Consider the following 14,283-nt stretch of genomic DNA (forward strand, 5'->3'; position numbering starts at 1 on the left):
AGGAAATAGATGTTTTTAGATCAGGTTATAGGTTTTTTCTCAAGTGATATGGGCATAGATCTCGGTACGGCAAATACACTTGTTTTGGTAAAGGATAAAGGCATAATAATAAACGAGCCTTCTGTTGTTGCAGTAAGGCGTGAGAAATATGGCAAACAAAAAATTTTAGCGGTCGGACATGCTGCAAAAGAGATGGTAGGAAAAACTCCAGGCGATATCGAGGCGATAAGGCCGATGAGAGATGGCGTTATTGCGGATTTTGATATGACTGAGCGTATGATACGCTATTTTATAGAAAAGACTCACAAAAGAAAAAGCTTTCTACGCCCAAGGATCATCATCTCAGTTCCTTATGGGCTAACCCAGGTCGAAAGAAAAGCTGTTAGAGAAAGTGCTTTAAGTGCTGGAGCAAGAGAAGTATTTTTGATCGAAGAGCCAATGGCAGCAGCAATCGGTGCAAATTTACCAGTTCGTGAGCCACAAGGCAATCTAGTAGTTGATATCGGTGGCGGTACGACCGAGATAGGTGTTGTCTCGCTTGGCGGCCTAGTTATTTCAAAATCAATCCGCACAGCTGGCGATAAGATTGATATTAGTATTGTTAATTACATAAAAGAGAAATATAACTTACTAATAGGCGAGCGAACTGGCGAGGAGATAAAGATTGCCGTAGGTTCTGCTGTACAGCTTGAAAAAGAGTTAAGCGTAGTAGTAAAAGGTCGCGACCAGGTAAGTGGTCTTTTGAGTAGAGTCGAGCTAACAAGCGAAGATGTAAGAGAGGCGATGAGAGAACCACTAAAAGAGATCGCAGATGCGCTTAAAACTGTGCTTGAGATGATGCCACCTGATCTTGCTGGCGATATCGTGGAGACTGGTATCGTACTAACTGGCGGCGGAGCGCTTATTAGAGGACTTGATAAATTTTTATCTGATATCGTTAAACTTCCAGTTTTTGTAGCAGATGAGCCACTCCTTGCGGTTGCTAGAGGAACGGGCAAGGCACTTGAAGAGATTGGGCTTTTACAACAGCTGACAAATGAAGAGTAAGATTGTTCTTTTTGTTTTTATAGCATTGCTTGCTACGGCCTCAGTTTTCAAGGGAGAAATTTTAAGTAATCTTTCTATTGGGTTTAGTAACTATGCTACAAATTCATACGACAATTTTGCTAAAAGTGTGAAAGACTATATAAACGAATATTTTAGGCAGGCTAGCGAGATAGAAAAACTAAGAGCGCAAAATGAAGAGCTAGAGCGCTCAGCCACACTTCTTTCTACTTTTGCAAACGAGCTAAATCAAATTTTAAAAGATAAAAACTCGACTGCCTACGCCCCAGCCGTGAAGCTAGTAAAAGGGCTTAGCTACGTTCATATCGGGGATTATAATAAAATTTGGATAAGCGAGTTTGAAGGATACGACCCAAATAAAATTTATGGGCTCATCTATCAAGGAAATAGTGCTGGCATCGTCATCGCAAAAGATGGTAAGCCACTAGCTTACTTGCAAAATGACCCAAAAAGTATATTTGCAGTTTATATAGGAAATGACAAAATTCCAGGCGTCGCGCATGGAAATCAAGGCCAAATAATGGTGAAATTTATCCCACAATGGCTCAGCCCAAAAGAGGGCGACGAGGTCTTTACGAGCGGGCTTGACGGGATATTTTTTAGTGGGGTGCCAGTAGGGCGCGTGAGTAAAATTTTAAAAGAGAGCTCCTATCAAAGCGTGATAGTTGAGCCCTATGCAAAGCTAAACATACCAAACTACCTATACGTTGTAACAAAGGAAAAATGATGCCAAAAAGAACAGATATAAATACCATTTTGCTAATCGGCTCAGGCCCTATCGTCATCGGTCAAGCCTGCGAATTTGACTACTCAGGCACACAAGCAGCCAAGACGCTAAAAGAGCTTAGATACCGCGTAGTGCTTATCAACTCAAACCCAGCCACCATCATGACTGACCCAAATTTTGCCGATGCAACGTATATAGAGCCGATCACAAAAGATAGCATTTTAAAGATCATCGAAAAAGAAAATATTGACGCGATTTTGCCAACGATGGGCGGACAAGTAGCGCTAAATGCTGCTATGGAGGTCTTTGAGAGTGGTCTTTTAAAGGACGTAAAATTTCTTGGTGCAAACCCAGAAGCGATAAAAAAGGGCGAAGATAGACAAATTTTTAAGGCTACCATGCAAAAGATCGGCATGGATCTGCCTGAGAGTAGATATGCTTATAACATGGACGACGCGCTAAATGCAGCAAATGAGATAGGCTTTCCGCTCATCATAAGAGCTAGCTATACGCTTGGTGGTGCAGGAAGCGGCGTGGCTTATAATATGGATGAGTTTAAAGAGCTAGCCAACACCGGCCTTGACGCAAGCCCAATACATGAAATTTTGATAGAAGAGAGCTTGCTTGGCTGGAAAGAGTACGAGATGGAGGTCATTAGAGATAGAAATGACAACTGCATCATCGTCTGCTCGATCGAAAATTTCGACCCAATGGGCGTGCATACAGGCGATAGCATCACGGTTGCACCAGCACTCACGCTCACAGATAAAGAGTATCAAGCTATGCGTGACGCTAGCTTTGCCATACTTCGCGAGATCGGCGTTGATACGGGCGGCAGCAACGTGCAGTTTGCTATAGATCCAAAAACAGGCCGCATGATCGTTATCGAGATGAACCCACGCGTTAGCCGAAGCTCTGCACTTGCCAGTAAAGCCACTGGATATCCGATCGCAAAGGTAGCCACACTGCTTGCAGTTGGTTTTAGCTTAGATGAGATCAAAAATGACATCACAGGCACACCTGCTAGCTTTGAGCCGGTGATTGACTACATAGTGACAAAAATTCCACGTTTTACATTTGAGAAATTTCCAGGATCAAACCCATATCTAGGCACTGCGATGAAGTCAGTTGGCGAGGTTATGGCCATTGGCAGGACATTTAAAGAGAGTATCCAAAAGGCGCTTTGCAGTCTAGAGCGCGATCTTTGCGGATTTAACAGTCTTAGCCTAGAGAAAAACGCTTTGATTTATGGCATCAGAAATGCAAATGAGCAGAGAATTTTATATCTAGCGCAAGCTTTTAGAAATGGCTTTAGCGTGGCCGAGGTACATGAGCTTAGCAAGATCGATCCTTGGTTTTTAGAGCAAATTTATGAGATAGTTAAATTTGAAGATAAGATCGACATGGATATCTTAAACAACGAAGAGCTGCTACGAGAGGCCAAAAGCATGGGCTTTTCAGACAAGATGATAGCTGTGCTTATAAATGAAAAAGACGATCTTGAGCTTAGCCAAAATGATATATACTTTGCTAGGCAGAAGCTTGGCATCGAGCTTGAATACAACGAGGTCGATACTTGTGCAGGCGAGTTTAAGGCACTAACGCCATATCTCTACTCATCTACAAATATCACTAAATTTCCTAAAAAAGAGCTTGCAAAAGACGCTAAAAAGGTGATGATAATAGGCGGCGGTCCAAACAGGATCGGCCAGGGCATAGAGTTTGACTACTGCTGCGTGCATGCAAGCTACGCCCTAAGAGACCTTGGCATAAAAACGATAATGTATAACTGCAACCCAGAAACCGTCTCAACCGACTACGACACGAGCGATATTTTGTATTTTGAGCCGATCGATTTTGAGCACGTTAGATCAGTCATCGAGCGTGAAAAGCCAGACGGCGTGATCGTGCATTTTGGCGGCCAAACTCCGCTTAAATTTGCAAAACGCCTAAGCGTGATCGGCGCTAAGATCATCGGCACAACCGCAAGAGTGATCGACGTGGCCGAGGATAGAAAGAAATTTAGCGAATTTATAAATAAAATAGGCGTCCTTCAACCTAAAAATGACACCGCCACTAGCCTAGAAGAAGCTTTGCAAAAGGCCGCGACTATTGGCTATCCAGTGCTTGTTCGCCCAAGCTACGTCCTTGGTGGCAGGGCGATGAGAAGGGTGCATAACGAGAGCGAGCTAAAAGAGTATATGAGCGAGGCGGTAAAGGTTAGCAACCACTCGCCAGTGCTACTTGATAAATTTTTACAAGATGCAAAAGAGCTCGACGTAGACGCGATATGTGACGGCAAAGAGGTCTATATAGGCGCGATAATGGAGCACATCGAGGAGGCCGGAATTCACTCTGGTGACTCAGCTTGCATATTGCCACCGATGAGTTTAAGTGCAGAAATGATAAAAAAAGTGGAGAAGCAAACCAGAGATATCGCTCTAAATTTAGGCGTTGTCGGTCTTATGAATATCCAGTTTGCTATCTATGAAAACGAGCTTTATATGATCGAGGTAAATCCTCGCGCAAGCAGGACCGTGCCGTTTGTGAGCAAGGCTACTGGCGTGCCTATGGCAAAGGTAGCGACAAGAGTTATGTGGCAGGGAAATTTACGTGAGGCTCTTAAATTTTATGATGATTACAAGGTTGTTTATGAAGATGGCGATATCCTAAAACCTCGTGTTAGCTCGCATATTTGCGTAAAAGAGTGCGTGTTGCCGTTTAATAAGCTAAGCGGCGCCGATCTCATCCTTGGTCCTGAGATGAAGAGTACGGGTGAGGTCATGGGTATAAGCCACGATTTTGCAAGCTCATTTGCAAAGAGCCAGATCGCTGCAAGCAACACTTTGCCAAGCAAAGGCAGGGTATTTTTAACGCTAGCTGACGCTGATAAATCTTACGCGCCTGATCTTGCAAGAGAGCTAATAGCGCTTGGCTTTAGCATCATCGCAACTGGCGGCACGCATAAAATTTTAAGCGAAGCTGGCGTTGAGGCTGAGTTTGTCTATAAGATAAGCGAGGGCAGACCAAACGTCGAAGATAGGCTTAAAAACGGCGATATCGCACTTGTTATTAACACAAGCGATACAAAATCAAGCGTGGATGATGGCAAAAAGATCCGCCAAAATGTGCTTAGATTTAAAATTCCATATTTTACAACGATCCGTGCAGCACTCGCTGCCGCTAAGTCGCTAAGCTCAGTTCAAACTGGCAAAGCACTTGAAGTAAAAAGCTTGCAAGAGTATTTATCTAAAAAATAATAAATTTAAGGCAGTTTAGCTTATAGCTAAACTGTTTTTAAAGTATTGCTGGAAGCAGTAGATGTCTATGTATGGCATTTTGCTTTGAATTTTAGTCTAGCTTTCATCAATCTAGTAATATTAAAGCTTATGTTTAATATAATCTCACTCAAAAGGAGAGATTATGAAAATTTTAAATGCTTTTTTTACGGGTATTATATTTGTCCTTGCTCCTATTTTTACGCTATTTGTTGGAATTTACAACAACTACTTTTCTTACTATGGCATAAGCGAGTATTTTAATGTTATTTTTGTTGATAACGTGCCTTTCTTATGGCTTTTGCCTGTATTTTTTATATTTGGGTATTGCTTTTTTTACGCGCCTTTTAGAAAAATTTTTAGAGCTTTTTATTTAGTTTTGCTGATAGTTTGTGCTTTTAGTTGGTATCCTGACTTTGGACGCACTTTAGGAGAGAATTATTTTATGAGCAAATCGCTATCCTTAGATATCTCATCAAATTTAGAAAATGAGCAAAAGACTGATGGAAAGATACTTTATGATGGACGAAGAGAAATTTATTTTTTAAGAAGCGATAATAATAAAGTCGTTAAAATTTCAAAGTAAAGTTTTACCTTTATTTAGTTAAAATGGCATAAAAATTTAAAGGTTTAAAATGCGTTTAAAACTCCCACACGTTCCGTATATTTCACATAAAATAGCAATAGATCTTCTAAATTGTGGTTTCGTAAGACTAAATAAAGGCATTGAGCCAATCGTAGCAAAAACAAGTGAAATTTTAACAGTCGATATTCAAAAAGAAAGAGCTTTAGATGAGCGAGTAAATGAGCTTTTGGAGAAAAATGAAGACGAGATGCAAACTATGCAAATTGACCGCAAAAATATGTTTTGGCTCGTTAAAAAGAAGCTCGCAGGTGAATTTGATGTAATTTTAACCCATGAAGATAGATTTAGCAATATTGCTCACAAAGTGCTTGAAACTATTTGGAAGAGCGGTCTTGTTGATTATAATGTATCTGAAAATCGCGTAAAAAATGTGATTTATAACTCAATAGATGAGTACTTAAAAAGCTATGAGAAGATAGAAGATGATGTTTATGAAATGATACAAAATTATAAACATAAGCTAATCCCAGGAACTGATGAATATGATCTTGTCTTTGAGCGTTTGTATCAAGATGAGCTTAAAAAAAGAGGCATGCTTTAATGAAAGCTTACATTTATATTGAAAATGGTGTTTTTTTAGAAGCAAAAGCTTTTGGGGCTCACGGTGAATGTGCTGGCGAGCTCGTTTTTAATACCTCGATGACTGGCTACGAAGAGATCATGAGCGATCCAAGCTATGCTGGTCAGTTTATCGTCTTTACGATGCCAGAAATAGGCATAGTAGGTATAAATGAAGACGATATGGAGAGTCTTAGGATTCATGCAAGTGGCGTTATAATGAGAAGCTACAATGAAATTCCATCAAACTACCGCTCGCAAAAATCTTTGGGAAAATTTTTCGAAGAGCAAGGTAAATTTGGCGTTTATGACGTTGATACTAGATACCTCACAAAGATGCTACGCGATGAAGGTGCCTTGATGGCTTATATCTCAACGCAAATAAGTGATAAAGACGAGCTAAAACGCAGGCTTGAAAGTAGTGGGCGTATCGAAAATATAAACTACGTAAAAACAGTTAGTGCGATGGATGAATATGAGCACAAAAAAGGCGCTTGGGATAGAAATTTAAAGTCATATAATCCGCTAAAAAGTATTGGCAAAAAGATAGCTGTTTTTGACTTTGGCGTAAAGAGAAATATCTTAAACGAGCTATGTGAAACTGGTCTTGAAGTCATCGTCGTGCCACACGACACTAAGGCTGAAATTTTGATAGAAAAATTTAAAAATGGCGAGATAAATGGGGTATTTTTATCAAATGGTCCTGGTGAGCCAAAAAATTTAAAGGCCGAAATAGGCGAGATTAAAAAGATGATTGAGGCTAGGATACCTATATTTGGCATTTGCCTTGGACATCAATTACTCTCAAACGCCTTTGGATACGAGACATATAAGCTTAAATTTGGTCAGCACGGAGCAAATCACCCAGTGCTAAATTTAGAGACAAAAGCGATCGAGATAACAACACAAAATCACAATTACAACGTACCTGAGAGTATCGCAGAAGTAGCTGTTGTGACTCATAGAAATTTATTTGACAACACGATCGAGGGTGTGAGATACAAAGACTATCCGATCTTTTCGGTCCAGCACCACCCAGAAGCAAGTGGTGGTCCAAGCGAGAGTAAATATATATTTAAGCAGTTTTTAGAAATTTTATAAGATGCAAAACATAAACCTTTACATGATTGTCTCAGTTGCATTTTTAAGTAGCTTTAGTCATTGTGTAGGTATGTGCAGCGGATTTTTGAGCTTACAGACTCTATTTTTTAAAGGTAAGAATAAAATAGAAATTTTAATGCTAAGTACGCTTTATAGTCTATCTAGAATTTTTGCTTATGTAGTTTTAGGAGCTTTATTTAGCGCCTTTGGAGCTGTTATTAGCTTTAACATGCAAGCAAGAGGCGTGATATTTTTCATAGTTGGCCTAATGATCGCGTTTATTGGTATTGCCTTGCTTTTTAGGGGTGAGCTTTTAAAATTTGTAGAGAATCAAAAGGCGCTTAATTTTGTAGTAAGAATTGCAAAAACAAGGATTCAAAAGAAAAATTTAGCAAATTTTTTATTACTTGGTTTTTTAAATGGCTTTTTGCCTTGTGGTGTGGTTTATTATTTTTTGGCACTTGGGATTTTAAGTGCAAATTTTATTGATTCAGCTTTTATAATGCTTGTATTTGGTCTTTGTACATTGCCAGCCATGCTTTTAGCTAGCTTTGTATTTGGGATTTTAAATGAAAAATTTAAAGACATAATGTTTAAGATCTCAGCTAGCATAATGATAATAAATGGAATTTATCTATCATTTTTAGGATATAGAGCAAATGCCTAAGATAGTTAAAGTAAGAGAGATAATTGTTAATTGTGTCAAAATTTATAAAGTTTGATAAATATAACCAAAAAGGAAGAATAAATGAGCAAGATTCTTAATAATCTAACCGTTCTTATCGTTGAAAATGAGGGAGATGGTAAAAAAATAGTACAAGAAGTTATGCGAGATAAATTCGAAAAAGTTATCACTGCTCAAAATGGCGATGAAGGACTTAAGAAATTTAAAAAATATAATCCAAATATGGTTATAACAGATGTTTTTATGCCTATAATGAATGGTCTTGATATGGCTAAAAGCATTAAAGAAATTTCAAAAGATACACCTATTATAGTTTTTAGTACAAATAGTGAAAAAGAAACACTTCTAAAAGCGATAGATGTTGGTATTGATAAATACGTTTTAAAGCCGATTGATCTTGATGATTTTTTAGTTACGTTAGAAAATGTCGCTAAAAATAAGATAGAAACAGCAAATATTATTCAGGTTACAAATGGATATAGTTTTAATAAAATAAAACGTGTGCTTATCAGAGATGGTGTTGAAATTTCTCTTACAAAAAAAGAGCTTGCATTTATATCTTTACTCATAAAAAGACTTGGTACGCTTGTGCTTCATGATGAAATAAAAAATGTTGTTTGGGTTGGCGAGAGTGTGACAGAGGCTGCTATTAGGACCTTTGTTAAACGTGTTAGAGATAAAGTCGGTAGTAATTTTATAAAAAATGTTCCTGGACTTGGTTACAAAATAGATAGAAGACTCTCTTAGTAAAAGATAATTTATATTAATTAAGTCTTTTTATAGTTTTTCTACTCTAAAATAACCGAAAATTAATATAAATTTAACTAGGAGGAAAATTTATGCGACCATCCCAGTTGCTACATTATGATTATAGTGTGGCAAAACTCTTTATGTTTTCCACGATATTTTTTGGTATTGTTGGCATGGCTATTGGTGTTTTGGTGGCTTTTCAGCTTGCCTGTCCTGATCTAAACTATATAGCTGGTGAGTATTCGGCATTTGGTAGATTGCGTCCTCTTCATACTAACGGTATCATTTTTGGTTTTATGCTCTCTGGTATATTTGCCACTTGGTATTACATAGGACAGCGTGTTCTAAAAGTATCAATGAGCGAATCTCCGTTTTTGATGTTCATTGGTAAGCTTCATTTTTGGCTTTATATACTTGTTATGATTCTAGCTGTTGTGACACTTTTTATGGGCGAGAGTACATCTAAGGAGTATGCCGAGCTTGAGTGGCCACTAGATATCGCAGTAGTAGTAGTCTGGGTGCTTTGGGGCGTAAGTATATTTGGACTTATTGGTATACGCCGTGAGAAGACACTTTACATCTCAGTTTGGTATTACATTGCTACATTTCTTGGTGTTGCTATGCTTTATCTATTTAATAACATGGAAATTCCAACAAGACTAGTCAGCGGATATGGCTCATGGCTACACTCAGTTTCGATGTATGCTGGCTCAAATGATGCTTTGGTTCAGTGGTGGTACGGTCACAACGCAGTTGCATTTGTGTTTACGGTAGCGATCATCGCTCAAATTTATTATTTCTTACCAAAAGAGAGCGGTCAGCCAATATTTTCTTATAAGCTTTCGTTATTTTCATTCTGGGGCCTTATGTTTATATATCTTTGGGCTGGCGGTCACCACCTAATATATACTGCTGTGCCTGATTGGATGCAGACTATGGGTTCGGTTTTTTCTATTGTTTTGATTTTACCTTCTTGGGGTTCAGCTATTAATATGCTTCTTACAATGAAAGGCGAATGGACACAACTTCGCGAGAGCCCGCTTATTAAATTTATGATTCTAGCTTCAACTTTTTATATGTTTTCAACTCTTGAAGGCCCTATCTTAGCTATTAAATCTGTAAATGCACTAGCTCACTATACTGACTGGGTGCCAGGACACGTACATGATGGCGCACTTGGCTGGGTTGGTTTTATGACTATGGCAGCACTTTATCACATGACGCCACGTGTCTTTAAGCGTGAAATTTATTCAAAATCCTTAATGGAAGCTCAATTTTGGATACAAACAACAGGTATTGTTTTATACTTTGCTTCGATGTGGATTGCTGGTATTACGCAAGGTATGATGTGGAGAGCGACTGATAGCTATGGAAATTTACTCTACTCATTTATTGATACTGTTGTAGTGCTTATACCTTATTATTACATTAGAGCTATTGGCGGACTTTTGTATTTGATTGGCTTTTTGATGTTTGCTTACAATATCTACAAATCAACTTCTGCTAAAGCTATTTTGGCAGAGCCAAAAAGTGCAACGCCTATGGGCGGTGCTAAAGCCAATGCGGAGGTGATGTGATGTTTGCTTGGTTAGAAAAAAATCCATTCTTTTTTGCAGTTTGCGTCTTTATCGTCATAGCTTATGCTGGTATGGTAGAAATTTTACCCGACTTTGCAAATAGAGCTAGACCACTCGAGGGCACAAAGCCTTATACGGTTTTAGAGCTTGCTGGAAAAAATATATATATACAAAATGGTTGCAATACTTGTCACTCACAGATGATACGTCCGTTTAAAGCAGAGACTGATAGATACGGCATGTACTCGCTAAGTGGTGAATTTGCTTATGATCGTCCTCATCTTTGGGGTTCAAAAAGAACGGGCCCAGATCTTATGCGTGTGGGTAATTATAGAACGACAGATTGGCATGAAAATCATATGTTAAACCCAGCCTCTGTTGTGCCAGGCTCGATCATGCCGGCATATCCATTTTTATTTAAGAAAAATGCTGACATAGAGACTGCTTACGCTGAAGCACTAACTGTTAAAAAGGTCTTTAATACGCCTTATGATGAGAAAGATATGCCAGCTCTTGGCACTTTTGAGCAAGCAAATGCTAACGTGAAAGAGCAGGCTGCAAGTATCGTTGAAAATATGAAAGATGAGCAAGTAAAAAGTGCTTTTGCAAAAGGTGAAATTCGCCAGATCGTGGCACTTATCGCCTATCTAAATAGCCTAAAATAGGAGTTAGTAATGGATATTAGAGAACTTCAAGCTTATGGCTATTTTATTTTGACAGCATTTTTAGCTATCACTTTGTACGCTTATTTTTTTCATCTTTACAAAAGCGAAAAGCAAGGTAGAAGAAATTATGAGAAGTATTCAAGATTAGCCCTAGATGATGAGATCGGAAGTAAAATTTTAGAGCAAAAGGCTACAAAGGAGAGCGTATGCAATGGCTAAATTTAGAAGATAATATAAATTTACTTGCGTTAATAGGTGCCATCTTAATTATCGTACTAACTGTCGTTGTAGCTGGCAAGTATGTTGGTCAAATGAAAGTTAAAAAAGATGAAAGCGTAGAGCTTAGTGAGCACAACTGGGACGGAATAGGCGAGTATAAAAATCCAGTTCCATTTGGTTGGGCGGTAGTTTTTTTACTAACTCTTGTTTGGGCGATCTGGTATTACTTACTTGGTTATCCACTAAATTCTTACTCACAAATCGGTGAATATAATAAAGAGGTAAAAGAGGCAAATGCTAAATTTGAAAAAGATTATGCAAACCCAAGCAAAGAAACGCTTCATGCTATGGGAGAGAGCGTATTTTTGGTGCAATGCTCAGCATGTCATGGCATCACAGGCGATGGCATTGGTGGTAAAGCTGCAAATTTACAAATTTGGGGTAGCGAACAAGGAATAATTGATACGATACTAAATGGCTCAAAGGGGCTTGATTATCCTATGGGTGAGATGCCAGCAGGGCTAGCTGATGCTGATGGAGCAAAGGCTATCGCAGCTTATGTTGCAAAAGAGATAAGTGCTATAAAAAGTACAAAAAATGAAAATTTAGTAGCTATGGGAAAAGAGCTTTACGCAGCTTGTGCAGCTTGTCACGGAGATGATGGCAAAGGCATGGATGGTATGTCGGCTGACCTTAGTAAATATGGCTCAAGTGAGTTTATAGTAGATGTACTAAATCGTGGTAAAAACGGCAACATTGGTGTTATGCCTAAATTTAATGATGGCAGGCTAAACGAGATACAACAAAAAGCAGTTGGCGAATATGTCATATCGCTATCAAAGGGCGAATAATGGAAAATAAAAATAGAAACATCTTTGCTTTAAATGGTATTAGTGGTTATTTGGTGGCAGTTTTGCTTTTGCTATCTATCCTTGGCGTACTTACTTATATTGGTATTGGCTTGCAAAAAGATGTAGCAACCAAGCCTTACTCATTAAAAGATGCAAGTAGCATTGAGATGAAGAGCGTTGATAACGCTAAACACGTCATTATAAAGGAGTAGTGATGCTAGGCATAATAGAAAAAGCCATAATCTTGCTGATAGTTGTTGCAGGAGCTATTTGTGCGTGGTCAGTGCTAACATCAAACCACCTTTTTGTAGGCTAGGTGTGAGAAAATTTATACTCATTTTTATATTTTTGCTCTCGCAAAGTTTGGCTTTGGGAGCAAATTTTGTGATAAATAATGATGAAATTTTAAGCCAAAAAGTAAGTGTAAAGCTAAATGAGATCGGCAGTGAGCTTTATGCAAAAAGCGGTATAAATTTAGTAGTTGGCATATATAAAGATGGCGAGCTAGAAGCTCTTTTTAAAGAGCAAAATCTTAGCTTGCCTTATGCTTTTTTACTGCTTATAAAAGATAAAAAGAAAGTAGAAATTTTTGCCGATGCTAATACTTCAAAGCTTTTTAATAAAGAACAAATTTTAAGTGTAAATCCAGAGTCAGGAACGATAATTCCTATTTTGGTTTCTAAAAATGGCAAAGATGTCTATAACGCTGCTATATTAAATGGCTACGCTGATATTGCCGAACAAATCGCATCTAGATTAAATTTTCAGCTTGAAAGTAGTGTTGGAAATTCAAATAAAACTACATTAAATTTTTTAAGATTTTTCATCTATGGTTTGGTTGCATTTTTTATAATTGTTGTCTTTTATAAAAAGGTAAAAAATGGATAAAAAAACCTTTTGGCCTTATGCTATTGTGCTTAGCTTCATTGCTATCATTATCGCTTGTGCAGTAACGATCATCATAGCACTGAAACATCCAGTTGAGATGGATAGCTCCTATATGCAAAGCTACCAAAATGTCGATGAAAACATAACCTTTATCAAAGAGAGTGAAAAACGCTTTGATGAGAAATTTGATCTAAAATTTGAGCCAGATTTTAATGCCCTAAATGCTAAGTTTAAATTTCATCTAACTCCCCAAAAAGGAGAAGTCTCAGCTTTAAAATATGAAATTTTACTCACTCGCCCACAGACAAATAAAGAAAATAAAATTTTAAGAGCTTCATGGCAAGAAAATGATCTAGTAAGCGAAGAAACAAGTCTAAAAGAAGGTAGATGGCAACTACTTTTAAGGCTAAGTGACACTAATGATACAAGGTATTATAAATTTGATCTTAATGTCACAAAATGATCTTAAAATCGCAGCTTTGGTATATGGAAAAGATTTCAAAGCTGGGCTTAAATTTTAATAAACTAATCTTTTGGCTAAATTTAAAACCAAAATACTAAGTTTTTATCAAATAAAACTATAAATCAAATCTCTTTAAATCCAAAATTTAATCCCAAACGCTCGCAAGTGCCGACATATTCTTTAAATTTATAGATTAATGGATGCCATTTTTGCGTATCTATCTTTTCATCTTTTAGTAAATTTTCATCTACAAAAATGCATGTAATCTTGCAAGTAACGATGCTAAACCACTCTTTTAACTCTATCTTTTCTACAACCGTTTCTATCTGTATCTTACACTCTTTTATCCTGACGGTTTTTGCATTTATGCCAGGCTCTTTGCTGAGATTTGCTGCCTTAAATTTGTCGTGCTCGTAGATGTAGCCAAGATTCTTTTTTTCTTCTGGTACTTCACTATCACCAGTTAGTTTTTCCATTTTTTGCACAGCTTCTAGCAGGCTTTCATCACATAAATTTAGCGTGATATCTGAACCATTTTTGATATTTTTAAAGCCTTGATTTTCAATGCCTATGCCAAGCACCACTGTATTTCCTAACGTCCAAGAAGATGAAAGCACCGTGATATCATCGTTTGCGTTTTTATCTTTTGTGGTGGCTAGCAAAACCGGAAAGCCGTAGTAAAAACCTTGTCTGTTTAACTCTTTATGCATTTTTGCTCCTTTTTTGTGATTGTAGCTTTTGGCTCTTTAAGGCTTAAAATTTTAATGTATTTAGATAAAAATTTAAAGCTTTACCTAAGCGTAAAAAGCG

At 37.7% G+C, this 14,283-nt stretch carries 16 protein-coding genes; 15 read left to right on the forward strand and 1 reads right to left on the reverse strand.

Annotated features, from left to right (window positions below; translation table 11 throughout):
* Positions 1-9: 9 nt before the first annotated feature.
* From CYP43_RS08720 to CYP43_RS08790, 15 genes are all read left to right on the forward strand, one after another.
* Entirely contained in the window at positions 10-1,047 is a 1,038-nt protein-coding gene (locus CYP43_RS08720; RefSeq protein WP_021090637.1) for a rod shape-determining protein, read from the forward strand.
* A complete protein-coding gene (gene mreC, locus CYP43_RS08725; RefSeq protein WP_084109149.1) occupies positions 1,037-1,792 on the forward strand; it encodes a rod shape-determining protein MreC in 756 nt (251 codons plus the stop codon). Before CYP43_RS08720 ends, mreC begins: the two co-directional genes overlap by 11 nt.
* Entirely contained in the window at positions 1,792-5,052 is a 3,261-nt protein-coding gene (gene carB / locus CYP43_RS08730) for a carbamoyl-phosphate synthase large subunit (RefSeq protein ID WP_103583293.1), read from the forward strand. The genes mreC and carB overlap by 1 nt, the downstream gene beginning before the upstream one ends.
* A 163-nt stretch (positions 5,053-5,215) precedes the next feature.
* Entirely contained in the window at positions 5,216-5,656 is a 441-nt protein-coding gene (locus CYP43_RS08735; protein ID WP_085657831.1) for an isoleucyl-tRNA synthetase, read from the forward strand.
* Positions 5,657-5,705: 49 nt separating this feature from the next.
* Positions 5,706-6,257, forward strand: coding sequence for a DUF507 family protein (locus CYP43_RS08740; RefSeq protein ID WP_087578297.1), 552 nt, complete (start codon positions 5,706-5,708; stop codon positions 6,255-6,257).
* Complete coding sequence (gene carA / locus CYP43_RS08745; RefSeq protein WP_103583294.1) at positions 6,257-7,375, forward strand: glutamine-hydrolyzing carbamoyl-phosphate synthase small subunit; 1,119 nt, start codon at positions 6,257-6,259, stop codon at positions 7,373-7,375. Before CYP43_RS08740 ends, carA begins: the two co-directional genes overlap by 1 nt.
* A gap of 1 nt (position 7,376) precedes the next feature.
* Positions 7,377-8,042 (forward strand): sulfite exporter TauE/SafE family protein, encoded by a 666-nt coding sequence (locus CYP43_RS08750; protein ID WP_258032194.1) that lies wholly within the window; start codon positions 7,377-7,379, stop codon positions 8,040-8,042.
* An 81-nt stretch (positions 8,043-8,123) separates the two neighbouring features.
* Entirely contained in the window at positions 8,124-8,807 is a 684-nt protein-coding gene (locus tag CYP43_RS08755) for a response regulator transcription factor (protein ID WP_021090989.1), read from the forward strand.
* Between the two features lie 92 nt (positions 8,808-8,899).
* On the forward strand, positions 8,900-10,387 hold the full coding sequence (gene ccoN, locus CYP43_RS08760) for a cytochrome-c oxidase, cbb3-type subunit I (RefSeq protein WP_035167282.1): 1,488 nt from the start codon (positions 8,900-8,902) through the stop codon (positions 10,385-10,387).
* The gene (ccoO, locus tag CYP43_RS08765) at positions 10,387-11,052 is read left to right on the forward strand and encodes a cytochrome-c oxidase, cbb3-type subunit II (RefSeq protein ID WP_103583295.1); all 666 of its coding nucleotides are present in this window, start codon (positions 10,387-10,389) and stop codon (positions 11,050-11,052) included. The genes ccoN and ccoO overlap by 1 nt, the downstream gene beginning before the upstream one ends.
* A 9-nt stretch (positions 11,053-11,061) precedes the next feature.
* Entirely contained in the window at positions 11,062-11,271 is a 210-nt protein-coding gene (locus CYP43_RS08770; protein WP_021090915.1) for a cytochrome c oxidase, cbb3-type, CcoQ subunit, read from the forward strand.
* Positions 11,259-12,122, forward strand: coding sequence for a cbb3-type cytochrome c oxidase N-terminal domain-containing protein (locus tag CYP43_RS08775; protein ID WP_103583296.1), 864 nt, complete (start codon positions 11,259-11,261; stop codon positions 12,120-12,122). Before CYP43_RS08770 ends, CYP43_RS08775 begins: the two co-directional genes overlap by 13 nt.
* A complete protein-coding gene (locus CYP43_RS08780; protein WP_021090794.1) occupies positions 12,122-12,334 on the forward strand; it encodes a DUF4006 family protein in 213 nt (70 codons plus the stop codon). The genes CYP43_RS08775 and CYP43_RS08780 overlap by 1 nt, the downstream gene beginning before the upstream one ends.
* A gap of 106 nt (positions 12,335-12,440) precedes the next feature.
* Positions 12,441-13,010 (forward strand): hypothetical protein, encoded by a 570-nt coding sequence (locus CYP43_RS08785; RefSeq protein WP_103583297.1) that lies wholly within the window; start codon positions 12,441-12,443, stop codon positions 13,008-13,010.
* Positions 13,003-13,473 carry a FixH family protein gene (locus CYP43_RS08790; protein WP_103583298.1) on the forward strand — a complete coding sequence of 157 codons (471 nt, stop codon included), beginning with the start codon at positions 13,003-13,005 and terminating at the stop codon, positions 13,471-13,473. The genes CYP43_RS08785 and CYP43_RS08790 overlap by 8 nt, the downstream gene beginning before the upstream one ends.
* 122 nt (positions 13,474-13,595) lie before the next feature.
* On the opposite strand, the gene CYP43_RS08795 is transcribed toward CYP43_RS08790, so the two are convergent.
* Positions 13,596-14,183: a flavin reductase gene (locus CYP43_RS08795; protein WP_103583299.1), complete on the reverse strand. Its 588-nt coding sequence runs from the start codon at positions 14,181-14,183 to the stop codon at positions 13,596-13,598.
* Positions 14,184-14,283: the final 100 nt, after the last annotated feature.

It is taken from the genome of Campylobacter concisus, assembly GCF_002913045.1.
Taxonomy (GTDB): Bacteria; Campylobacterota; Campylobacteria; order Campylobacterales; family Campylobacteraceae; genus Campylobacter_A; species Campylobacter_A concisus_AP.

Bases quoted from the DNA above. Each gene is read 5' to 3' on its own strand.
- CYP43_RS08720 (WP_021090637.1), top strand. From the start codon at position 10: ATGTTTTTAGATCAGGTTATAGGTTTTTTCTCAAGTGATATGGGCATA.
- mreC (WP_084109149.1), top strand. From the start codon at position 1,037: ATGAAGAGTAAGATTGTTCTTTTTGTTTTTATAGCATTGCTTGCTACG.
- carB (WP_103583293.1), top strand. From the start codon at position 1,792: ATGCCAAAAAGAACAGATATAAATACCATTTTGCTAATCGGCTCAGGC.
- CYP43_RS08735 (WP_085657831.1), top strand. From the start codon at position 5,216: ATGAAAATTTTAAATGCTTTTTTTACGGGTATTATATTTGTCCTTGCT.
- CYP43_RS08740 (WP_087578297.1), top strand. From the start codon at position 5,706: ATGCGTTTAAAACTCCCACACGTTCCGTATATTTCACATAAAATAGCA.
- carA (WP_103583294.1), top strand. From the start codon at position 6,257: ATGAAAGCTTACATTTATATTGAAAATGGTGTTTTTTTAGAAGCAAAA.
- CYP43_RS08750 (WP_258032194.1), top strand. From the start codon at position 7,377: ATGCAAAACATAAACCTTTACATGATTGTCTCAGTTGCATTTTTAAGT.
- CYP43_RS08755 (WP_021090989.1), top strand. From the start codon at position 8,124: ATGAGCAAGATTCTTAATAATCTAACCGTTCTTATCGTTGAAAATGAG.
- ccoN (WP_035167282.1), top strand. From the start codon at position 8,900: ATGCGACCATCCCAGTTGCTACATTATGATTATAGTGTGGCAAAACTC.
- ccoO (WP_103583295.1), top strand. From the start codon at position 10,387: ATGTTTGCTTGGTTAGAAAAAAATCCATTCTTTTTTGCAGTTTGCGTC.
- CYP43_RS08770 (WP_021090915.1), top strand. From the start codon at position 11,062: ATGGATATTAGAGAACTTCAAGCTTATGGCTATTTTATTTTGACAGCA.
- CYP43_RS08775 (WP_103583296.1), top strand. From the start codon at position 11,259: ATGCAATGGCTAAATTTAGAAGATAATATAAATTTACTTGCGTTAATA.
- CYP43_RS08780 (WP_021090794.1), top strand. From the start codon at position 12,122: ATGGAAAATAAAAATAGAAACATCTTTGCTTTAAATGGTATTAGTGGT.
- CYP43_RS08790 (WP_103583298.1), top strand. From the start codon at position 13,003: ATGGATAAAAAAACCTTTTGGCCTTATGCTATTGTGCTTAGCTTCATT.
- CYP43_RS08795 (WP_103583299.1), bottom strand. From the start codon at position 14,183: ATGCATAAAGAGTTAAACAGACAAGGTTTTTACTACGGCTTTCCGGTT.